Source organism: Rhodococcus sp. NPDC059968, from assembly GCF_042738615.1.
Taxonomy (GTDB): domain Bacteria; phylum Actinomycetota; class Actinomycetes; order Mycobacteriales; family Mycobacteriaceae; genus Rhodococcus_F.
Genome location: NZ_JBHWUE010000040.1, coordinates 1 through 21,046, shown reverse-complemented (window position 1 = coordinate 21,046; position 21,046 = coordinate 1). Strand labels below are relative to the sequence as shown.

The window sequence follows — 21,046 nt, the reverse complement described above, 5'->3', positions numbered from 1 at the left end:
CACTCCCCTGGCACGATACGACTGTGCAGCCGCCCTCAGTTCCGACCTCGACCCGCTCCCGGAGGGCCTTGTCCCTCGCGGCCCTCGGCCTCCTCCTCGTGCCCCTCCTCGCGGGATGCCTGCGGGTTCAGGTGTCGATGGGTGTGTCCGCCGACGACCGGGTCTCCGGCCAGATCGTGGCCGCCGCCGTACCGGCGAACGACCAGGACAAGGGCCCGCAACTCACTCCGCCCGACTCGCTGTCGGGCAAAGTGCGCGTCCAGGAGTACAAGAAGGACGGGTACGTCGGCAGCCAGGCGTTCTTCAGCGACCTCACGTTCGGCGACGTGCAACAACTCGGCACCATGTCGGAGCAGGCCAACGGAAGTTTCCAGATCTCGCTCCAGCGGACCGGCGACCTCGTGACCCTCGACGGGAAGGCCGATCTCGATTCGGTACCCGCCCAGGGCACCGACGTGCAGTTCACGATCGCCTTCCCGGCGCGCGTCGCCACCACCAACGGCACCCGCGAGGGTGACTCCATCGTGTCGTGGAAACTTCCCGCCGGCGACACCTCGACGATCCGCGCCGAGGTGCGCTACTCGGACCCGAGCACCCGTAGCTTCGCGGGCTGGGCAGGCATCATGGCCGGCGTGGCGCTTGGCGTCGCCGTGATCGTCGGTGCGCTGGCCTGGATGGCCCGCAACAGGGATCCGGTGACCGGCAGCGGTCGCGCACGGGACCACTCGGAGGTATGACCTCTCCGCCGATCGAGCGGGTCGTCCGGATCGGCTCCCTGATCTCGGTTCTCGGTCTCGCCACTGCCCTCGCCAACCTGTGCCGCGCCCCGCGGCTCCCCACGGCGGCCCGCCCGGTCACCGAACCCGTCACGGTCTGCATTCCGGCCCGGGACGAGCGTGACCGGTTGCCCGACCTGATCCGCGACCTGCGAGAACAGTGGGGCGTCGACGATCTGCGGGTGTTCGTCTACGACGACGCCTCCACGGACGGGACGGCCGGGGTCGCGGAAGCCGCGAGCGGCGCGGACCCCCGTTTCTCCGTGGTGCGGGGAACCGTGGAACCGCCGCCGGGCTGGGTGGGCAAACCCGCGGCCTGCCATCGGGTGAGTGAGCACGCCTTCGCGCAGGGCCGCGGTGCCGGCGGGATACTCGTGTTCCTCGACGCCGATGTGCGGTTGCGTCCGGACGCCGTGAACGCCGCCTGCGCCGCGCTGCGCGAGTCCGAAGCAGCGCTGGTCTGCCCGTGGCCGTTCCAGCAGGCGGGGTCGGTGACCGAGGTCCTGGTGCAGCCGATGCTCGCGTGGTCGTGGGCGGCGACGCTGCCCGTCCGCGTGGCCAACCGGTCGCGGCGCCCGTCGACGGCCGTGGCCTGCGGGCAGTTCATGGTCTTCGACTCCGCCGCGTACCGCGGGGTCGGGGGTCACCGGGCCGTCGCGGACAGCCTGACCGAGGACCTCGACATCGCCCGCCTGCTCCGCACGCGGGGCCATGCGACCACACTGGTCGTGGCCGGCCGGTCTGCGTCGTGCCGGATGTACGAGGACGCCGGTGCGCTGCGCCGCGGTTACGACCGCTGGCTGTGGACGGCATTCGGCGCCCGCCTCGACGCCGCGGCGGTCCTCGGTGCGGCGAGTGTGGCGTACATCGCGCCGCCGGTCGCGTTCGCGGCCGGACGGGGACGCGTACGCCAATGGGGTGCGGTGGGGTATCTCGCGGCCACGGCATCCCGGCTGGGCGCCCGGGCACTCGAACGTGGTGGCCGCCTCACAGCCGCCGACGTGGCCGGCGCGGTCGCGCACCCGCTGTCCGTCGTCGCGGTGACGGCACTGACGGTGTCGTCACACCGCAATCGTCGCCGCGGGCGTACCCGGTGGAAGGGGCGGACGCTCAGCTGACCCGCGCCGGGGTGACCGGGGCGGGATCCGCCACACCCGAACCGACCTTGTCGCCGAGCCGGGCCAGCACCTCGCTCGTGGCGCGCGCGAAGTTGAGGGTGATGAAGTGCAGGCCGGGTGCGCCCTCCGCGATGAGACGTTCGCTCATCTCGGTGGCGACGTCGATGCCGATCTCGCGCACGGCGGCGCGATTCTCCTCGGCCCCGTTCCCGGCGGCAGTGGCCAGCCGCTTCTCGAGGTTGGCCGGGAGACTCGATCCCGACAGTTCGAGCACGCGGCGGACCGACCGCAGCGACGTGATCGGCATGATCTCGGGAATGATCGGCTTGGCGCCCTGCTCGGGGTCGTACGCCGACACCCGGTCGCGCAGACGCAGGTAGTCGTCGACGTCGAAGAACATCTGGGTGATCGAGTACTCGGCGCCGGCCCGCAGCTTCGACACCAGGTACCGGGTGTCGTGCGCGAGATCGGGCGCGCGGTAATGGCCTTCCGGGAACGACGCGACGCCGACGTGGAAGTCGCCGAGATCGCGGACGAGCCGCACGAGTTCCTCGGCGTACTCGACGCCGTCCGGATGCTTCTCCCATTCGCCCAGCGGGTCACCGGGCGGGTCGCCGCGCAGGACCAGGATGTTGCTGATTCCGCGGTCGGCGTAGGCGCCGACCATCGACCGCAGTTCGTCGACGCTGTGCGACACGGCCGTGAGGTGCGCGACCGGCAGGAGTGTGGTCTCTTCGGCGAGCTGGCCCGTGACGCGGACCGTGCGGTCGCGCGTCGACCCGCCCGCGCCGTAGGTCATGGACACGAAGGCCGGACCCAGCCGCTCGAACTCCCGGACGGCACGCCACAGCCGAGCCTCGGCGGCCTCGTCGCGCGGCGGCGAGAATTCGACGGAAAAGGGGACCCGGCCGTCGTTGGTCGACCGGATCCGGTCGACGATGGACGGGGTGCGGGTTACCCAACCTTCGCTGGCCCGCCCCCTGACGGAATCGAATGTCACCCGTCCAGCATAGGTAGTGCCCGGGGCAATGCACCCACTGCGTCTGCACGGGCGGCGGGATCCGGGTATCCGGCCACCCGGGAGGGCGCCCACTATGGTGGTGTCGACGCCTGTCGCCGGTCTCGGCGCGCACGCGAGAATTCGATCCTGGAGGCAACACTGTCCGTTGGAACGCGCCCCGCCGCCCTCGCGGCCGAGGTCGAAAATGCGCTTCGCGACTTCTTCACCAGCCGGCAGGACCTCGTCGACTCCGTGGGCGGTGGTTACCGCGAGGCCGTGACCACCCTCGAAGACTTCGTGCTGCGCGGAGGCAAGCGGGTCCGGCCGGCCTTCGCGTGGACCGGCTGGCTCGGGGCGGGGGGCGACGCCCGCGACCCCGAGGCCGGACCCGTGCTCCGCGCCTGCTCCGCGCTGGAACTGGTTCAGGCCTGCGCGCTGGTTCACGACGACATCATCGACGCGTCCACGACACGTCGCGGGTTCCCCACCGTCCACGTCGAGTTCGCGGAACAGCATCGCGTCGGCGCGTGGAGCGGTGATTCCGCTCACTTCGGCGAGGGCGTCGCGATCCTCCTCGGCGATCTCGCGCTGGCCTGGGCCGACGACATGATCCGCGAATCGGGCATCACCCCGGAAGCGTCGGCCCGCATCTCCCCCGTCTGGTCCGCGATGCGCACCGAGGTGCTCGGCGGGCAGTTCCTCGACATCAGCAACGAGGCCCGGGCGGACGAATCGATCGACGCCGCCATGAGGGTGAATCGGTACAAGACCGCGGCGTACACCATCGAGCGGCCGCTGCACCTCGGTGCGGCGCTCGCCGGCGCCGACGACACCCTGGTCTCGGCCTATCGCCGATTCGGCACCGACATCGGTATCGCCTTCCAGCTCCGCGACGACCTGCTCGGCGTGTTCGGCGATCCGGCCGTGACGGGCAAGCCCTCGGGCGACGACCTGCGGGCGGGCAAGCGCACCGTCCTGTTCGCGATGTCGCTGCAGCGCGCCGACACCGACGACCCCGCGGCGGCCGAACTCCTCCGCGAGGGCATCGGCACCGATCTGTCCGATTCGGATGTGGACACCCTCCGGACCACGATCACGTCGCTCGGCGCGGTCGCGGACGTGGAGAAACAGATCGAGGAACTCGTCGGGAACGCGCTGTCGACGCTCGCAGCGAGCACCGCCACCACCGAAGCGAAGCAGCAGCTCACCGAGATGGCCGTCGCCGCGACGCGCCGCGACTACTGAGGTCCACGATGGCCCGCGCGCTCCGGACGGTTCCCGGCCGCACCGATCACGTCGTGGTCGTCGGTGCCGGTCTCGCCGGTCTCTCGGCCGCTCTGCACCTCGCCGGATCGGGCCGGCGCGTCACCGTCCTCGAACGGGAGTCGTCACCGGGCGGCCGGGTGGGCACCTACCGTGGTCCCGGCTACGACATCGACAACGGGGCAACCGTCCTCACGATGCCCGAACTGGTCGGCGAGGCCCTCGCCGCCGTCGGCGCGGATTTCGCGTCCACCCGGCCGCCGCTCGTCCTCGAACGGCTGGCACCGGCGTATCACGCGCGGTTCGCGGATGGTTCCTCGCTGGACGTGCACTCGGACCCCGAGGCGATGGTCGCCGAGGTCAGCCGGGTGTGCGGGCCGGAGGAGTCGGCCAGGTATCTGCGGCTGCGGCGCTGGCTCCGCCGGATCTTCGACGCCGAGTACCACCGGTTCATGGATGCGAACTTCGACTCGCCGCTGGATCTCGTCTCGTCCCCCGCGGCCGCGCGGGATCTGCTGACGCTCACCGCCCTGGGCGGGTTCGGCCGGCTCGGCGCCCGGGTCGACCGCACGATCACCGATCCGAGACTCCGCCGGATCTTCACGTTCCAGGCACTGTACGCCGGGGTCGCTCCCGCCGACGCCCTCGCGGTGTACGGCGCGATCGCCCACATGGACACCTCGCTCGGCGTCTACTTCCCCCGCGGCGGGATGCGCTCGATCGCGCTCGCCCTCTCCGACGCCCTCACCACCGCAGGTGGCGAGATCCGGTTCGATACCGAGGTCGCGGCACTCGAGCGAAGCGGCGACCGCGTCGGCACCGTCGTCACGGCGGCAGGTGACCGCATCGACTGCGACGCGCTGGTGCTCACCCCGGACACCGCCGTCGCCGACGCTCTGCTCCGCCCGGTGACACGCCGGCCCCCCCGCCGGGTGCGGGTGTCGCCGTCCGCCGTGGTCCTGCACGGGACCGTCCCCACCGCGGTCGCGTCGCAGTGGGCCGCCCAACGGCACCACACCATCGATTTCGGTCACGCGTGGAAGCGGACGTTCGCGGAGATCACCGCGCGCGCGGGGCACGGACGGCTGATGACGGACCCGTCGCTGCTGATCACCCGGCCCGCCGTGTCGGATCCAGGCCTCGTCGTGGACCGCGCGGGCACTCCCTCGGAACCGCTGTCGGTCCTGGCCCCGTGCCCGAACCTGCACAGCGCACCGCTGGAGTGGTCCTCGCTGACCGGCCCGTACGCGAATGAACTGCTGCGCGAGCTCGAGACGCGGGGCTACAGCGGCATCGCGGAACATTTCACGATCGACCACGTCGACACCCCCCTCACCTGGCTCGGCAAGGGCATGGCGGCGGGCAGTCCGTTCGCGGCGGCGCACGTGTTCCGGCAGACCGGACCGTTCCGTCGCCCGAACCTGGTCAGGGGCCTGGACAACGTCGTGCTCGCCGGTTCCGGCACCGTCCCGGGCGTCGGAGTTCCGACCGTCCTGCTGTCGGGGAAACTCGCGGCCGCCCGCATCACCGGGCCCGTAGAGGCACGAAGTGCGGAAATTCCCCCGGAAGCACGAAGTGCGGGAGGATAGGGCGAGGCGTGGCGAGAACTGGTGCCGGCAGCAATTAAACTGGGTCCTCGACCATGCAATGCGCACGACGACGAGCGCACCGACCGCAACCGAACTCACCTCGGGGGAGGAATCTGCACTCATGACGTCCTCTGCCCCGCAGGCGACCGTCGCCGCTGCGACGACCACGCCGCAGCGGTCGTGGCCCCAGACCACGGCCGACTTCCTCCGCAGCCCGGAGGGGCACGCCGCCATCCTCGGTTTCGCGGGCGCCGTGATGATCACGTTCGGTGGTTTCGGTGCGGGCAGCGTCCGCCGCGAGGACCCGCTCCTCGAGGCGATACACCTGTCGTGGCTCCGGTTCGGTCACGGTCAGATCCTGTCGACGATCATCGTCTGGGTGGGTGTCGTCGCGATGATCACGGCCTGGGTGCGGTTGGGCCGCGCGACGCTCGGCGGCGACGTCACCCTCCGGCAGTTGCGGATGGTCGTGCCGGTGTGGACGGCGCCGCTGCTGCTGGCCGTGCCGATGTTCAGCCGGGACGCCTACTCCTATCTGGCGCAGGGTGCGCTCCTGCGTGACGGGTTCGACCCCTACGCCGTCGGGCCGGTGGTCAACCCGGGCGTGCTTCTCGACAACGTCAGCAACGTGTGGACCACCACGACCGCGCCGTACGGTCCGCTGTTCCTGCTCCTCAGTCAGGGGATCACGGCGCTGACCGGCGACAACGTGATCGCCGGGACGATGCTCCTGCGCGTGACGATGCTGCCCGGCCTCGCGCTCATGGTGTGGGGCGTTCCGCACCTCGCGCGGCACCTCGGCGGCAATCCGGCGATCGCCCTGTGGCTCGCCGTGCTCAATCCGCTGGTCCTCGTGCACCTCATCGGCGGTGTCCACAACGAACTGCTGATGGTCGGCCTGATGATCGCCGGCATCGCGCTCGTCCTCGAACGTCGCCATCTCGCCGGGATCGCCCTCGTCGCGGTCGCGGTCGCGATCAAGGCGACCGCAGGCGCCGCGCTGCCCTTCCTGGTGTGGATCTGGATGCTCCACGAGAAGGAGAAGGCCGAGGCGGAAGGGCGCACACCCGCGTCGCCGCTCCAGTCGTTCGCGAAGACCGCGGGCGCGGGATTCGCCGTATTCGTGGCCATTTTCGCGGCCGCTTCCGCCGTCGCCGGTGTCGGGCTCGGCTGGATGACCGCGCTGTCCGGATCGAACAAGATCATCAACTGGTTGTCGCTGCCGACGATTCTCGCCCACATCGTGACCGTCGGAACGTCGTGGTTCGCGGAGCTGCGGCTGGGTGAGGTGCTGGCCATCACCCGCCCGATCTGCGCGGTGGCCCTGGTCGCGATCGTGCTGGCGGCCTGGTGGCGCTACCGGAAGACCGAGCGTGACGCGATTCTCGGAATCCTCATCGTCCTGGTCGCGATCGTGATTCTGTCGCCCGCGGCACTGCCCTGGTACTACTCGTGGCCGATCGCCATCGCAGCCGGCTTCGCATTGTCGACGCGGACCCTGATGATCCTCGTCGGGTTGTCCACCTGGTTGATGCTGGTCTTCCAGCCCGACGGGTCGATCGGCCTCTACACGTTCCCGCACGTCGTGCTCGCGACGTTCGCCGCGGTCGTCGCGGCCGTATCGCTCCGCACGGTCGACCCGCTGCGGCTGCGCACACCCCGGCCTGCCGAGGAAGAGCGCACCTCCGACCTCGCAGGTGTTGCGACGTCGCCCGGCGTCGAATGACCGGTCGATGACCGAGCTGGCCGACAGTTACCGGTACTGCGGCGCGGTGACGGCGGAGCACGGACGTACCTACCATCTCGCGACCCGGCTGCTTCCCGAGCGCCGCCGGGCCGCCGTGCATTCCCTCTACGGGTTCGCCCGCACGGTCGACGACATCGTGGACGTCGATCCCGGTCGGACGGCCCGCGACTGCGCCGCCGAACTCGATCGGATCGACGCGGTACTGCGACTCGGCTTCACGAACCGCGACGCGGTCGGGCCGGATGCGTGCGAACGGGAGATGCAGCGGGTCCTTCCCGCCTTCCTCGACACCGTGGCGTCCTTCGACATCCCCCACGACTACTTCTTCGCGTTCCTGCGGTCCATGCGGATGGATGTTCCGGGGACGGCGGAGCATCGGGCCGAGTACGGCACCCTGCCCGAACTCCGGACGTACATGTACGGCTCGGCCGTCGTGATCGGGTTGCAGATGCTGCCCGTCCTCGGAACCACCGGGCCCGTCGCCGATGCCGAACCGCACGCCGCGGCTCTCGGTGAGGCGTTCCAGCTGACCAATTTCCTTCGCGACGTCGGCGAGGACCTGGACCGGGGCCGGGTCTACCTCCCGGCCGACGAATTGGCCGCGTTCGGTGTCGACACCGAACTTCTCGTGCACAGCCGTCGAAGCGGCACGACGGACCAGCGGATCGTGCGGGCTCTCGCCCATCTGATCTCGATCACCCGGTCTGTGTACCGGGACGCGGAACCGGGCATCGCGATGCTGGACCGACGGGTGCAACCGGGTATCCGGACCGCGTTCGTGCTGTATTCACGCATTCTCGACGAGATCGAGCGAGGTGGTTACCGGGTGCTCGACCGGCGCGCCACCGTGTCCCGGAGAAACCGGTGGGCGACGGCGCTGCCTCAGTTCGCCCGGCTCGCGGTGCCTGCCCGCGGCCGAGTGTGGTGACCGGCGGTCAGAATCCCATCGCCTGAGCGCGGCGGATCACTTCGCGGGCGAGGTCCCCGTGCAGGGCCTGTACGGGCGTGCCGGGGAGGCTGTCGTCCTCACGGAACAGCCACTGCAGGATTTCCTCGTCGTCGAATCCGCCGTCGTGCAGCACCGCGATGAGACCGGGCAGCCACTTGACGGTCTCACCGGTCTCGTCGAAGAAGAGTTCGGGAACACCGAGGACGCCGTCGCGTCGCACGGCGATCAACTGCTGATCACGCAGAAGCTGCTGCACGCGGGTGACGCCCACACCGAGGTTCTTCGCGACGTCCACCAACTGGAGGAGCGAGACGGAAGGGTCCAGGACATTGTCACAGTAAGGGATGGCACTCACTCCCCTAACGTTATCCGGTCGCTTCCGCCGTGGCGCTACCGGTCGGTGTCGCTGGCTACGATTGAGGGGCGCGTGGCCGGGCTGCGCGCACTGACGGGGGAACGGACACTGTGCACGATGGAGGTCAACGTTTGATCGGCGAGCTGCTCGACCGGCGCTATCGGGTGGATGCCACGATCGCGCGTGGCGGCATGTCCACCGTCTACAGGGGGCTCGATACGCGTCTCGACCGTCCGGTGGCCATCAAGGTGATGGATCCGCAGTTCGCGGCCGACCCGGCGTTCGTCACCCGGTTCGAGTTCGAGGCCCGCTCGGTCGCGCGACTCAAGCATCCGTCGCTGGTCGCGGTCTACGACCAGGGGCACGACCGCGAGCACGCGTTCCTGGTGATGGAACTCGTCGACGGCGGAACGCTCCGTGAACTGCTGCGGGAACGCGGGCCGATGCCGCCGCACGCGGTGGCCGCGGTCGTCGGCCCGGTTCTCGACGCGCTCGCCGTCGCCCACCGGGCCGGTCTCGTGCACCGCGACGTCAAACCCGAGAACATCCTGATCTCCGACGGCGGTGAGGTGAAGATCGCCGATTTCGGCCTGGTGCGGGCCGCCGCGGCGTCGACCACCACGTCGAACAGTGTGATTCTGGGTACGGCGGCGTACCTGTCGCCGGAGCAGGTGACGTCCGGGATCGCCGATACCCGCAGCGACGTCTACTCCACCGGTGTCCTGCTTTTCGAACTCCTCACCGGACGGACCCCGTTCACCGGGGACACGTCGTTGTCCGTCGCGTATCAGCGGATCAACCAGGACGTCCCGAGGCCGGGTTCGTTCATCGCGGGTGTCCCGCCCGAGTTCGACGAACTCGTCGCGGAGGCCACCCACCGGGAACCATCACACCGCTTCGCCAACGCCGAGCAGATGGGCTCGGCCCTGCGTGGCATCGCGGCGGCGCTCGACCTGCCCGCCTACCGAGTGCCCGCCCCGCGACGCTCGGCGCAGCACCTGAGCGCCGCGGCCGCCGCGAGCGCACCCCCACTGAGTGCGCCGCCGGGCCCCGTCGCACCGCCCACGGTGCACCTTCGCCCCGCCGCGCCGCTGTCACCGCCCAGCCCACTGCCGGCGCAGCCGGGTGTCCAGCACACGCGGGTCGTCACCACCCAGACTCCGCGCCCGCCGATCGACGAACCGTCGTTCGCGGTGGAGGACGAACCCGATGACGGCTACCGCTACCCCGACTTCGCCGCCCAACGGCAGCGCTCGCGCCGGACCACGATCGTGTGGCTGCTCGTGATCCTGATGCTCGCCCTTGCGGTGGGTTTCGGTGGCTGGTGGATGGGTTCGGGCCGATTCACCGCTGTCCCGACCACCGACGGTCTCGATCGCGGTGCGGCGGTGACGGCGATCGAAGCGGCCGGTCTGTCGACGGAGATCCGGGGGCAGTATTCCGACACGGCGGCGCTCGACACGGTGCTGGGTACCGATCCCACCGGCGGGTCACGAATCTCCCGCGACGGCACGGTGGCTCTCCTCGTCTCCCTGGGGAGGCCGACCGTCCCGCCCCTGCCCGCGGGCGGTGAGCGCGCCGGAATCGAGCAGGAACTGCGGAACCGCACGTTCACACCGGTCGACGGTGGTCAGGCGTTCAGCGCGAAGGTCCCGATCGGTGCGGTCGCCGCGCTCGACCCGGCACCGGGTACGGAGCTCGCGACCGGTTCCACAGTCAAACTGATCGTCAGCAAAGGTGCACCGCCGGTAGACGTTCCCGACGTGAAGGGCATGTCGGAGGCCGAGGCACGCACCTCACTCGAGGCGGTGGGCATCGTCGTGCAGGACACCACCACGGACTTCGACCGGAACGTCGCGGCCGGAGACGCGATCGCCACCAGCCCGAAGGCAGGTACCCGCGTCACTGCGGGCACCAGCGTGACGTTGAGTGTGTCGAATGCGGTGCGGTTGCCGTCGATGCTGGGGCGGACGGTCGGATCCGCACGCGACGAACTGAGCCGCCTCGGACTCGACGTGAAGGTGCGTTCGGTGACCGACACGGACAGGTCGCTGGTCATCAGCCAGAACCCGGGCAGCGGCGATCTCGTGAAGCCAGGCAGTACGGTCACCCTGGTCTCACTGCCCTGACCCCGCAGGTGCAGGGCAGTGAGTTCCCCTGAATGTACGCGCGGCGGTCAGCCGCGCAGCATCTCCGCGACGAGGAACGCCAGTTCCAGCGACTGCTGGGTGTTCAGACGGGGGTCGCACGCCGTCTCGTAGCGACCGGACAGGTCGAGGTCGGAGATGTCCTGCGCGCCGCCGAGACATTCTGTGACGTTCTCACCGGTGAGTTCGACATGGATGCCGCCCGGGTAGGTGCCGAGACCGTTGTGGACCTCGAAGAATCCCTGGACCTCGTCGACGATGCGGTCGAAGTGGCGGGTCTTGTACCCGGTGGACGCCTCGTGCGTATTGCCGTGCATCGGGTCGCACTGCCAGATCACCTGATGACCGGTGGCCTGGACCTTTTCGATGATGGGCGGCAGCAGGTCGCGGACCTTGTTGTTACCCATGCGCGAGATCAGGGTGAGGCGACCCGGCTTGTTGGTGGGGTCGAGGCGCTCGACGTATTCGACCGCCATCTCCGGTGTGGTGCTGGGTCCGATCTTCAGGCCGATCGGGTTCGACACGAGTTCGGCGAATGCGATGTGCGCCCCGTCGAGCTGACGAGTGCGGTCGCCGATCCACAGGAAGTGAGCGGACAGGTCGTACAGCTTGGCGTGGTCGTCGTCGTTGTCGAGGCGCAGCATCGCGCGCTCGTAATCGAGGACGAGCGCCTCGTGGCTGGCGAAGATCTGCGCGTGGTGCAGGCTGGGATCGGTGACACCGCAGGCGTTCATGAACTGCAGCCCACGGTCGATCTCCGCGGCGAGCGCCTCGTAGCGGGCCCCGGCCGGCGACGACGCCACGAACTCGCGGTTCCAGTCGTGCACCTTGTGCAGGTCGGCCATACCCGCGCCGGTGAGCGCGCGAACCAGGTTCATCGCGGCGCTGGCGTTCGCGTACGCCCGCACGAGCCGCGACGGGTCGTGGGCGCGCACGGCCTCGTCCGCGACGAGGGAGTTGATCATGTCGCCGCGGTACGACTGCAGGCCCAGGGCGTCGACGTTCGACGACCGCGGCTTGGCGTACTGACCGGCGATGCGGGCGACCTTGACGACGGGCAGGCTCGCTCCGTAGGTCAGGACGACGGCCATCTGCAGCAGGGTGCGGATGTTGCCCTTGATGTGCGGCTCGGTGTTGTCCGCGAACGTCTCGGCGCAGTCACCCCCCTGGAGGAGGAACGCTTCGCCGCGCGCGACCTGGGCCAGCTTCTCCTGCAGGGCCACGACCTCGCTGGCCACCGTGATCGGTGGCACGCTCTCGAGGACGGTCCGCATCGCGGCGGCCTGCCCCTCGGGCCATTGCGGCTGCTGGGCAGCGGGCTTGGCCAACGCTGCATCGAGGCGCTCACGCATCTCGGTGGGCAGCGGCGGGAGTTCGGGCAAGCGGTCGATCGGCACGTCGACAGTCCAGTTCACCCATACAGGATATTCGCTCGACCGGAGCGATGGCGAGTCAGGTCACCGGAGTGAGCGCGCCGCCTGAACTGCCTCGAACTTCGCCAGGTTGTGCCGGGCGTCGGCGAGGGCGTCGTGCGCGTCACCCGGTGCAGGTGGGAGCGCCGGGCTGCCGTGCTCTTCCCAGTACTGGCGGAGTTCCCGCGTGTACCGGGGCAGCGACTGCGGCAGCTCCGTCATGTCCCCCCACAACTGGCAGAGGGCGACGTGGTCGTAGGCGGCCACCCACGCCCACAGTTCGGGGACGATGCCGGGCCGGGGAATCAGGAACGCGTAGAGGTCGTCGCGAATGCGGGCGCGGCTCTTCCAGAGGGGCGACGACGGCTGCGGCAACTTCGGCAGTACGTTCCTGCGCACCCACTTGCCCGCACGGTCGGGATCGAACTCGGTGGACACCGCGTAGAATTCACGTCCGTCCTCCGCGACCACCCCGATCGACACCAGGTCGATCGTGCGACCATCCTCGATGAACTCGCAGTCGTAGAAGTAACGCACGCCCGCAAACTATGCCTCACCCGTTGGCGTCATCCGGATCCACCCCCATACCTCGTGAAGGAGGCCTCGGTGAGCGCAACCTCCGACGGTCGACAGTCCGCCGCCCCTGTCGCGGACCCGCTCGACTCCCCGCGGGTGCCTCTGCATCTCCGCGTCGGAGGTCTCGTCGTCCGAGTCCTCGTCCTCGCCGGGCTCGCGGTCGGATTCGCGTACAACCTGCTCGGACTGCCCGGTCTACGGGACTTCGGCAGCTACTACCGGCTGGATCTCGACGTCTACCGCCTGGGCGGTTCGATGTTCCTGCACGGCCCGACCCTGTACGGGTCGATGCCGGCCACCCAGATGGGCAACTTCCTGCCGTTCACGTACCCGCCGCTCGCCGCCGTCGTCTTCAGTCCGCTGTCGACGGTGTCGCTGGCGACAGCCGGGACCGTCGTGACGGTGTTGTCGCTGATCGCGCTGTTCGGCGTCCTCGTCGTCACGCTCGACTCGCTGGGCATCGCACCCCGCACCACGCTGGTATGGACGGCCCTCGGCGCGCTCGCGGTGTCGATGGCCCTCGAACCCGTCTCGTCGACCCTGGACTACGGGCAGATCAACATCCTGCTGATGCTGCTGGTCGCGGCGGATTGCCTGCCGAAGAAGACGCCGTGGCCCCGCGGCGTGCTGATCGGCCTCGCGGCGGCGGTGAAGCTGACGCCGGCCGTGTTCATCCTGTACTTCCTGGTGCGCAAGGACTTTCGCTCCGCCGTCGTGACCGCGGTCAGTTTCCTCGCGTTCAGCGCCGTGGGCGCGATCGCGACGTGGAACGACTCCGTCACCTACTGGACGCACACGCTCTTCGATTCCGATCGGATCGGCACCCCGGCGTATCCGGCGAACCAGAGCATCACCGGTGTGCTGGCCCGGCTCGGACTGAGCGACTCGGTGCGAACCCCGATCTGGCTGCTGCTCAGCGTCGTGGTTCTCGCACTCGTGATTCTCGCGATGGTGCGGGCGCTCCGGTCCGGCGAGACCGCGCTCGCTCTGGGGCTCAACGCCGTCCTCGGACTGCTCGTCTCCCCCGTATCCTGGTCGCACCACTGGGTGTGGTCGGTGCCGGTGATCCTCGTGCTCGGGGTCCTCGCCTACCGTCGCCGGAGCGTCGCCCTGGCGGTCACGGCCGTGGTCGGCGTCGTCGTCGTGAAGCTCGCCGCGCACTGGAAACTCGGGGTGGGACGCTGGAGCGGAACCCACTGGAATCTGTGGGATCAGTTCCTGGCGTCCTCCTATGTGTGGTGGGGACTCGCCGTGGTGCTGGTCGCGATTGTCGCGTTCCGCACCCGTCCCTCACAGTCCGACGAGGACGATCGGTCGGAGGCGTCCGACGATCTCACCGTCCCCGTCGGCTGAGAGGTCGCGGCGGTCAGCTCGCCCGCGTGTCAGGCAGTCGCGTGACGGTGGTGGCGTCGCTCGCCGGCGACACGTCGGCGACCGGGGCGTCGGCGGCGGGCGCCTTCTTCTTCAGCGTCGCAGCGTAGATGTCGACGTATTCCTGGCCCGACAGCTTCATCAGCTTGTACATGACCTCGTCGGTGACGGCCCGCTCCACGAAACGGTTGCCGCCCATCCCCTCGAAACGCGAGAAGTCGATGGGCTCACCGACGCGGATGGTGACCTTCGAGGGACGCCACACCCGGGAGCCGATCGGGTTGACCTTCTCCGTTCCGATCATCGCGACCGGGATGACCTTCACACCGGACTCGAGAGCCATGCGTGCCAGGCCCGTCTTGCCCTTGTAGAGGCGGCCGTCGGGCGATCGGGTGCCCTCCGGGTAGATGCCGAGCAGCTTGCCCTGCGAGAGGACTCGCAACCCGGCGTTCAATGCGTCCTGCGCGGCGTCGGCGCCCGTCCGGTCGATCGGCACCTGGCCGACCACCGAGAAGAACCAGCGCTGGAAAGCGCCCTTGAGTCCCGTCCCGGTGAAGTACTCGCTCTTGGCGAGAAAAGTGATCCTCCGCGGCACACGCAACGGCAGGAAGAACGAATCCAGCACGGCCTGATGGTTACTCGCCAAGATGGCTCCACCCTCCGCCGGAATGTTCTCCGTACCCTCCACGGTCGGCCTACCCAGCCCCCAGAGAACCGGCCCCAAAAACACGTACTTGAAGAGCCAGTACCACATGGCGTCCCTCCCGTTCACAACCCAAGCTTCGTTCGGGTCGACTCTACTTCGGGTGGGTGAGGGTCGCTACACACGCCCGGGAGGCCCGCACAGGATCACACTCTGCGGGTTTACAGCAATGGACCGGACGTCAACCTACCCGATCGGGCAGGACGGCCCGAGCGAGTTCCGCCGCTCCGATCATGCCCGCCGCCTCGCCAAGCTGGGTCGGACGGATGCGGGCCAGCGGCCGGTGCCCGGCCCCCGTCGTCAGCGCCGCGTAATGCTCACGGGCCTCGTCGATGAACAGCGGTGAGGAACTCGCGACCCCACCGGCGATCACGACGAGATCCGGGTCGTACACGTCCCCGATGAGCGCCAGGCCGACGCCGAGCCAACGGGCGAACTCCCGCATGGTCTCCAGCGCCAGCGGATCGCCGTCCTGTGCCGCGCCCGCGATCCGCCGGCCCGTCAGCACACCGGGATCGACCGCAACCTCCCGCGCGAGGACGGTCGACGCCGCCGGATCCGCGGCCAGAAGTTCGATCGCGGTGTCGACGAGGGCCGTCCCGCTGCAGTACCGCTCCCAGCAGCCGTGTTTGCCGCACGCGCACGGGCGTCCGTCGGGGACCACCTGGATGTGGCCGAGTTCGGGTGCGACGCCGTGGCTGCCGCGGTACAGCCGACCGTCCGCGAGGAGCGCCGCGCCGATGCCCGTGCCGATCGCGAGCATCACCACGTTCCGGCCGCCTGCTGCCGCACCGAACCGGTGCTCGGCCCAGGCCGCCGCGTTCACGTCGTGCTCGAGGATCACCGGCAGACCGAGACGCTGCCCGAGGTCCCGGCCGACGGGTGAACCCACCCACGGAAGATGCGGCGCGAACCGCACCGTCGTGCGGTCGGGGGTGATGAACCCGGCGACCGCCAGCCCCACCGCGGCGACGTCGTGCCGCGCGGACAGCTCCCGGACCGCGCGGTCCAGGCCGTTCTCGAGTGCCTTCGCCGACGCCGGGGTCGGCGACTGAAGCGAGTCGAGCACCTCGCCTGCCGAGTCGACCACCGACGCGCGGATGCTCGTTCCACCCACGTCGATGCCGATGGTCAGCGCCGCGCTGCCGCCACGTTCGCTGCCCGTGCCTGTGCTCATGGAGATGATTGTGCCCATGCCGGATCTCCGACGTGCACGAGTCCGGCGATCCGGCCCGAGCTGAGCACGCTCAATGCTTGATGGTGACCGTGATCGGCTCGAACGCCGAGCCGCCGTCCGGTTCGGGCGTTCCACCGCCGGGGCCGGGTTCCGGACCGTCGGGGCCGCCGGGGCCCGAGGTGTCGTGAACGGCGTGCTCGTCGAGGACCTGTCGCAGTACCGCGATCAACACGGACGCCTGGCCGGCGAGCAGGGTCACGAGATCGTGCTGCTCGCCGCGGATCAGAGCCGCGAGTGCGCACACCGGGCACCACGTGCATCCCGACCACTGCCCGGTTCCGGCCGGCGCTCCCTCGGCGTCCGCCTGGGCGTGCGGCGCGGCCGCGCGCTGGAGAATCGGCTCCAGACGGTCCAGGGCGGTCTCGGCGAGCGCCCGCAGCTCCGCCACCAGCTGCGCGTGGTCGTCGTTCATACCGGCCACACCTGCGGGTCGGGCGTGAAGCGCACGACCAGATCACTTCCGTCGAGTTCTGCGCCCGCGACGACGCACCGGCGCAGGACCGAGGCGAGGCGGACCCTGCGGCGCACCCCTTCAGCTCCCACGACCAAGTCGTCCTCCACTCGACCCAACGTGAGGGTCGACGGGTTCACGAGCGGCAGATACATCCGCATCGTGTACACAGAATCCACACCGGCCCCCGATTCCAGCCCCACCCGCACCGCAGGTGGGCTCTTCCCCAACACCGCAACCGCGTCCGTGTCGTCGGCATACAACTCCCGGGCGATTCCGCCGAGATCGGCCCACCCTACCGGCTCCGTCACCGACCGGGTCACCGAGAGGATCACCGTCGTGCCCGCGGAGGCGGTCAGCTCGGCGAGCACCCGCTGCTGCAGGGCTCGCCGCCGGATCAACCATGCCACACCGGGATCGTCGTGTCCTGCCGGCGAATCGAAGTGCGGCAGAAGGTTGTTCACGAGGATCGCGTCGACGCGCAGGCCGGACAGTGCGGCGACCGCAACGGTGCGCCGGGTTTCCGTCAGTACCACCCGCTCCGGTGTCGTCACCAGTCGCACAGTGGTTTTCGCCCGGTTCGCGAGCATCTCCCGGACCTCGCCGACCGCGGCCACGACCTGTTCGATCAGCGACACGAGCATGACGAGGCGGGGATCGGAACCCAGGAGCGCGACGATGCGGCGGTGCTGCGGCCACACCCGCTCGATGTACTCGAGAGCCATCGCAGGCGCGGCGAGCGTCCGAAGACAGTCCGCGGTGGGCGGGCAGTCGACCACGACGGCGTCGTAGTCGCCCTCGGTGGCGAACCGGACGATCTCCCTGAGCCCGAGCACGTCCTGCACGCCGGGAAGCCCGGTCAGCTCCTCCGGTTCGAGCGCGGACAACTGGGCGCCGTGGTCGTGCGTCCCAGCGGCCGCGAGAACCGCTGCCAGACTCCGGAATCTGTGCTCGAGCAACGTCAGGGTGTCGAGCTCGAGGACGTCGAGGGTGTCGGTCACGGACACGAGATCCCGGGCGGCAGCGATCCCGATCACGTCGGCGAGCGAGTGCGCCTGGTCGAGCGAGACGAGAAGAGTCCGGCTGCCCGCCTCTGCGGCCGCCTGCGCCGTCGCGGCCGCGAGCGTCGTCTTCCCGACGCCCCCCTTCCCTACGAAGAACTGGACCCGCGCAGGTCCGGCACTGCCCTCGCTGCTCAGCCTTCCACCCGCTTCTTGAGTTCCTTGAGCGCGGTGTCGGTGATCGCCTTCTCCGCCTTGCGCTTGAACAGGCCGATCATCGGAATGGTGAGGTCGACGGTGAGCTCGTACGTGACGGTCGTGCCGCCGCCCGGCTCGTCCTCGAGCACGTATGAACCGAACTGCGACTTCTGGATCTCACCGGACTCGAGTTCCCAGCTGACCGATTTGCCGTCGGGCGCCCAGTCGTAGCGGAGTACGTACGTGTCCTTGACCATGCCCGCGTCGAGCACGAAACGCACCCGGTCGGCCCGGCCGTTCTTTCCGGGCTCCATGACTTCGACGGACTTCGCGGCGGCCACCCACGCGGGGTACGCGTCGAAGTCGGCTATCACATCCATTACCCGGGCGGGCGGCGCCTCGATACTGATCGACCTCTTGGTCCTCTCGGGCATGGAGTGAACGCTTCCTTTCGCCTGGCCGACCCGCTCGTCGATCGCGGGGCCACGCCGTTACCGGTTTCGTATGTCTGTGTTGTGCCCGACTATCACACACGATCTCGGCGCCCTGACACAATGCCGACCCCGCCGCGGCGGCCGGATCTGCCTCAGGAGGGCGGTTCTCCCGCAGCTCGACCTGCCTCGAGTTCCTTCTTCACCTCGAAGGACATCACCTTTCCCTCGACGCGCCTGCGTCGGTTCAGTGCGGCCAGATCGGGGGTGCCCTCGCTGCGGGCCGGTTCGGCGTGGAGGAAGTAGTGGACGATCGCTCCGTCCAGCACCGGCTCGAGCCACACTTCCATCGTTCCGGTGAGGGGTCCGGCCACCGTCCACCGGATACCCTTCTCGGCCCGGTCCTCGCGGACGGTGAGGGTGAGATCCGGCCACCACCGGCGCCAGCGGGCCGGCGGGGCGATCGCCGCCGCGACCTGCTGCGGTGGGGCCGCGATGAACGTCTGGTCTGCGACCTGAATGCTGCTCACGGCGACTAGCTTCACATACCACTGTCGGCGGTGGCCGCGGGGTTCCGCGGCACCTCGCGGACAGGGCTCTGACCACCCTTCTTCGGCCTGGACGCGGACCGGGCACGGGAAGGTCTAAAGTTGGGACGACAATCCTACTCGTCAGTATCTTCAGTGTCGGAGGTTTTCGTGCCCGAGTTCAGCGCGCCACAGTCGTTCACGATCGCGGAGGACGCGTCCGCGGTCGACTCGGTGTTCGCCCACGCCGCGGCCGACCCGACGCTGGTCGTGTACAAGCGCAAGATCGGCGGACGCTGGACCGACGTCACGGCCGCCGAGTTCGCGGCTCAGGTCACCGCGGTCGCCAAAGGTCTCATCGCCCTCGGCGTCCAGCAGGGCGACCGGGTGGCACTGATGTCGGCCACCCGGTACGAGTGGCCCCTCGTCGACTTCGCGATCTGGGCGGCAGGCGGCGTCACCGTCCCGATTTACGAGACGTCCTCCGCCGAGCAGGTCCGGTGGATTCTCGAAGACTCCGCCGCGATCGATCTCGTCGTCGAGAACGCGACGCACGCGGCCACCGTGAAGGCCGTCGTCGCCGACGCGACCGCGCTCCGCGGCGTCTACCAGATCGAGGCGTCGGACGGCCGCCGTGGCGTCGTCGAGGAACTGACCGAACTGGGCACCGACGTTCCCGACTCCGAAGTCCGGGCCCGCGTTGCCGCGCTGAAGTCGAGCGACCCGGCCACCCTCATCTACACCTCCGGCACCACCGGCAGGCCCAAAGGCTGCCAGCTCACCCATTCCAACCTCATCGCCGAGTCCAAGGGCATCCTCGATTCCAGCCTCGGCACCCTGCTCAAGACGCCCGGCGTCAGCACCCTCATGTTCCTGCCGATGGCGCACGTCCTGGCGCGCGCCGTCAGCATCGCGTCGTTCGACGCCGGCGCCGCTCTCGGACACACCAGCGACATCCCGAACCTCGTCCCCACGTTCGGCGAATTCCGCCCCGACTTCATCCTGTCCGTTCCGCGGGTGTTCGAGAAGGTGTACAACAGCGCCCGTGCCAAGGCCCACGGAGAGGGCAAGGGCAAGATCTTCGACGCCGCCGCCGAGACGGCCATCGCCTGGAGCGAGGCTCAGGACAAGGGCGGGCCGGGTCTCGTCCTCAAGGCCAAGCACGCGCTGTTCGACAAGTTGGTGTTCTCGAAGCTGCGGTCGGCGCTCGGCGGTAAGTGCCAACTGGCGATCTCGGGCGGCGCCCCGCTCGGTGCCCGCCTCGGCCACTTCTTCCGCGGCATCGGCATCACCATCTACGAGGGCTACGGCCTCACCGAGACGTCCGCGGCGTTCGCGGTCAACACGATCGGCGAGCAGAAGGTCGGCTCGGTCGGCAAGCCGTTGGCGGGCAATTCCGTTCGCATCGCCGACGACGGCGAGATCCTGCTGTCGGGGCCGGTCGTCTTCAGCGGCTACTGGCTCAACGAGACCGCGACCGCCGACGCGATCGAGAACGGCTGGTTCCACACCGGCGACCTCGGATCGGTCGACGCGGACGGCTACATCACCATCACCGGCCGCAAGAAGGAGATCATCGTCACAGCGGGCGGCAAGAACGTCTCCCCCGCCCAGCTCGAGGATCACCTGCGTGCGCACCCGCTGATCAGCCAGGCCATCGTCGTCGGAGACCAGCAGCCGTTCATCGGCGCGCTCATCACCATCGACGCCGACGCACTGCCCGCGTGGAACGAGCGCAACGGCAAGCCCGCAGGGACGACGGTCGCGGATCTGCTCACCGACGCCGACCTCGCGGCCGAGATCGACGAGGCCGTCGCGGAGGCCAACAAGCTCGTGTCGCACGCGGAGGCCATCAAGAAGTTCCGGGTCCTGCCCGTCGACTTCACGGAGGAGACCGGCGAGCTCACGCCGACGATGAAGCTCAAGCGCAACGTGGTGCACGACAGCTTCGCCGACGACATCGCCGCCATCTACGCGAAGTAATGCCTTCGGCCCGTGAGTACTTCTTAACCGCCCCGGGGCTGTTGCGGAATTGAGTGGTCGTGGCCCGGGTGCGGTTGCCCGGTGACGTGATCGGGGGTGTGTGGGTCACCCCACCCCCCACCGGTTCTCGGGTTACCCGGTGGCGGGGAGGGGGGTGCCTCCGGTCAGGTGGGTGAGGATCTTGCCGAGGTTGTGCACGGCGGCGTGGAACG

19 protein-coding genes are annotated in these 21,046 nt (G+C 69.4%); 9 read left to right on the top strand and 10 right to left on the bottom strand.

The features are described from left to right. Nucleotides 1-23: 23 nt before the first annotated feature. Entirely contained in the window at nt 24-737 is a 714-nt protein-coding gene (locus ACFWAY_RS27940) for an LppM family (lipo)protein (protein ID WP_378512913.1), read from the top strand. Further along, entirely contained in the window at nt 734-1,894 is a 1,161-nt protein-coding gene (locus tag ACFWAY_RS27935; RefSeq protein WP_378512912.1) for a glycosyltransferase, read from the top strand. The genes ACFWAY_RS27940 and ACFWAY_RS27935 overlap by 4 nt, the downstream gene beginning before the upstream one ends. Here the strand turns inward: ACFWAY_RS27935 and metF are convergent. After that, nucleotides 1,887-2,894 (bottom strand): methylenetetrahydrofolate reductase [NAD(P)H], encoded by a 1,008-nt coding sequence (metF, locus tag ACFWAY_RS27930; RefSeq protein ID WP_378452575.1) that lies wholly within the window; start codon nt 2,892-2,894, stop codon nt 1,887-1,889. The two genes, ACFWAY_RS27935 and metF, sit on opposite strands and share 8 nt — an antisense overlap. 147 nt (nt 2,895-3,041) lie before the next feature. On the opposite strand from metF, the gene ACFWAY_RS27925 reads away from it, so the two are divergent. The 4 genes from ACFWAY_RS27925 to ACFWAY_RS27910 all read left to right on the top strand — a co-directional run bounded on the left by ACFWAY_RS27925 (nt 3,042) and on the right by ACFWAY_RS27910 (nt 8,421). Next, nucleotides 3,042-4,139: a polyprenyl synthetase family protein gene (locus tag ACFWAY_RS27925; protein ID WP_378452599.1), complete on the top strand. Its 1,098-nt coding sequence runs from the start codon at nt 3,042-3,044 to the stop codon at nt 4,137-4,139. Nucleotides 4,140-4,147: 8 nt separating this feature from the next. Further along, nucleotides 4,148-5,746, top strand: a complete 1,599-nt coding sequence (gene crtI / locus ACFWAY_RS27920) for a phytoene desaturase family protein (RefSeq protein WP_378512911.1) — start codon at nt 4,148-4,150, stop codon at nt 5,744-5,746. Between the two features lie 121 nt (nt 5,747-5,867). Further along, complete coding sequence (locus tag ACFWAY_RS27915; protein WP_378512910.1) at nt 5,868-7,472, top strand: alpha-(1->6)-mannopyranosyltransferase A; 1,605 nt, start codon at nt 5,868-5,870, stop codon at nt 7,470-7,472. 7 nt (nt 7,473-7,479) lie between these two features. Next, the gene (locus ACFWAY_RS27910; RefSeq protein ID WP_378452578.1) at nt 7,480-8,421 is read left to right on the top strand and encodes a phytoene/squalene synthase family protein; all 942 of its coding nucleotides are present in this window, start codon (nt 7,480-7,482) and stop codon (nt 8,419-8,421) included. Between the two features lie 7 nt (nt 8,422-8,428). Here the strand turns inward: ACFWAY_RS27910 and ACFWAY_RS27905 are convergent, their stop codons facing one another. After that, entirely contained in the window at nt 8,429-8,797 is a 369-nt protein-coding gene (locus tag ACFWAY_RS27905) for an Rv2175c family DNA-binding protein (RefSeq protein WP_378512909.1), read from the bottom strand. A 110-nt stretch (nt 8,798-8,907) separates the two neighbouring features. Here ACFWAY_RS27905 and pknB point away from each other — a divergent pair, with 110 nt between their 5' ends. Then, nucleotides 8,908-10,926 (top strand): Stk1 family PASTA domain-containing Ser/Thr kinase, encoded by a 2,019-nt coding sequence (pknB, locus tag ACFWAY_RS27900; protein ID WP_378452580.1) that lies wholly within the window; start codon nt 8,908-8,910, stop codon nt 10,924-10,926. Between the two features lie 47 nt (nt 10,927-10,973). On the opposite strand, the gene ACFWAY_RS27895 is transcribed toward pknB, so the two are convergent. Both ACFWAY_RS27895 and ACFWAY_RS27890 read right to left on the bottom strand, forming a co-directional pair. Further along, complete coding sequence (locus ACFWAY_RS27895) at nt 10,974-12,359, bottom strand: class II 3-deoxy-7-phosphoheptulonate synthase (protein ID WP_005247669.1); 1,386 nt, start codon at nt 12,357-12,359, stop codon at nt 10,974-10,976. A 42-nt stretch (nt 12,360-12,401) separates the two neighbouring features. After that, nucleotides 12,402-12,893 carry a polyadenylate-specific 3'-exoribonuclease AS gene (locus ACFWAY_RS27890; RefSeq protein ID WP_011594241.1) on the bottom strand — a complete coding sequence of 164 codons (492 nt, stop codon included), beginning with the start codon at nt 12,891-12,893 and terminating at the stop codon, nt 12,402-12,404. Nucleotides 12,894-12,962: 69 nt separating this feature from the next. On the opposite strand from ACFWAY_RS27890, the gene ACFWAY_RS27885 reads away from it, so the two are divergent. Then, nucleotides 12,963-14,285, top strand: a complete 1,323-nt coding sequence (locus tag ACFWAY_RS27885; protein ID WP_378452581.1) for a glycosyltransferase 87 family protein — start codon at nt 12,963-12,965, stop codon at nt 14,283-14,285. A 13-nt stretch (nt 14,286-14,298) separates the two neighbouring features. On the opposite strand, the gene ACFWAY_RS27880 is transcribed toward ACFWAY_RS27885, so the two are convergent. The 6 genes from ACFWAY_RS27880 to ACFWAY_RS27855 all read right to left on the bottom strand — a co-directional run bounded on the left by ACFWAY_RS27880 (nt 14,299) and on the right by ACFWAY_RS27855 (nt 18,854). Beyond that, nucleotides 14,299-15,057 carry a lysophospholipid acyltransferase family protein gene (locus ACFWAY_RS27880; protein ID WP_378452600.1) on the bottom strand — a complete coding sequence of 253 codons (759 nt, stop codon included), beginning with the start codon at nt 15,055-15,057 and terminating at the stop codon, nt 14,299-14,301. Between the two features lie 130 nt (nt 15,058-15,187). Then, on the bottom strand, nt 15,188-16,201 hold the full coding sequence (locus tag ACFWAY_RS27875) for an ROK family protein (RefSeq protein ID WP_378452582.1): 1,014 nt from the start codon (nt 16,199-16,201) through the stop codon (nt 15,188-15,190). Between the two features lie 52 nt (nt 16,202-16,253). Further along, nucleotides 16,254-16,655, bottom strand: coding sequence for a hypothetical protein (locus ACFWAY_RS27870; RefSeq protein ID WP_378452583.1), 402 nt, complete (start codon nt 16,653-16,655; stop codon nt 16,254-16,256). After that, nucleotides 16,652-17,893, bottom strand: a complete 1,242-nt coding sequence (locus ACFWAY_RS27865; protein WP_378512944.1) for an ArsA family ATPase — start codon at nt 17,891-17,893, stop codon at nt 16,652-16,654. Before ACFWAY_RS27865 ends, ACFWAY_RS27870 begins: the two co-directional genes overlap by 4 nt. Further along, nucleotides 17,890-18,327, bottom strand: a complete 438-nt coding sequence (locus tag ACFWAY_RS27860; protein ID WP_378452584.1) for an SRPBCC family protein — start codon at nt 18,325-18,327, stop codon at nt 17,890-17,892. The genes ACFWAY_RS27865 and ACFWAY_RS27860 overlap by 4 nt, the downstream gene beginning before the upstream one ends. A 152-nt stretch (nt 18,328-18,479) precedes the next feature. Further along, nucleotides 18,480-18,854 carry a polyketide cyclase / dehydrase and lipid transport gene (locus tag ACFWAY_RS27855; protein ID WP_378452585.1) on the bottom strand — a complete coding sequence of 125 codons (375 nt, stop codon included), beginning with the start codon at nt 18,852-18,854 and terminating at the stop codon, nt 18,480-18,482. A 168-nt stretch (nt 18,855-19,022) separates the two neighbouring features. Here ACFWAY_RS27855 and ACFWAY_RS27850 point away from each other — a divergent pair, with 168 nt between their 5' ends. Next, nucleotides 19,023-20,834, top strand: coding sequence for an AMP-dependent synthetase/ligase (locus ACFWAY_RS27850; protein WP_378452586.1), 1,812 nt, complete (start codon nt 19,023-19,025; stop codon nt 20,832-20,834). Nucleotides 20,835-21,046: the final 212 nt, after the last annotated feature.

What these genes read in the sequence shown, in the direction of transcription:
- ACFWAY_RS27935 (WP_378512912.1), top strand. Translation starts at nt 734, where the DNA reads ATGACCTCTCCGCCGATCGAGCGGGTCGTCCGGATCGGCTCCCTGATC.
- crtI (WP_378512911.1), top strand. Translation starts at nt 4,148, where the DNA reads ATGGCCCGCGCGCTCCGGACGGTTCCCGGCCGCACCGATCACGTCGTG.
- ACFWAY_RS27915 (WP_378512910.1), top strand. Translation starts at nt 5,868, where the DNA reads ATGACGTCCTCTGCCCCGCAGGCGACCGTCGCCGCTGCGACGACCACG.
- ACFWAY_RS27910 (WP_378452578.1), top strand. Translation starts at nt 7,480, where the DNA reads ATGACCGAGCTGGCCGACAGTTACCGGTACTGCGGCGCGGTGACGGCG.
- ACFWAY_RS27880 (WP_378452600.1), bottom strand. Translation starts at nt 15,057, where the DNA reads ATGTGGTACTGGCTCTTCAAGTACGTGTTTTTGGGGCCGGTTCTCTGG.
- ACFWAY_RS27875 (WP_378452582.1), bottom strand. Translation starts at nt 16,201, where the DNA reads ATGGGCACAATCATCTCCATGAGCACAGGCACGGGCAGCGAACGTGGC.
- ACFWAY_RS27870 (WP_378452583.1), bottom strand. Translation starts at nt 16,655, where the DNA reads ATGAACGACGACCACGCGCAGCTGGTGGCGGAGCTGCGGGCGCTCGCC.
- ACFWAY_RS27860 (WP_378452584.1), bottom strand. Translation starts at nt 18,327, where the DNA reads ATGCCCGAGAGGACCAAGAGGTCGATCAGTATCGAGGCGCCGCCCGCC.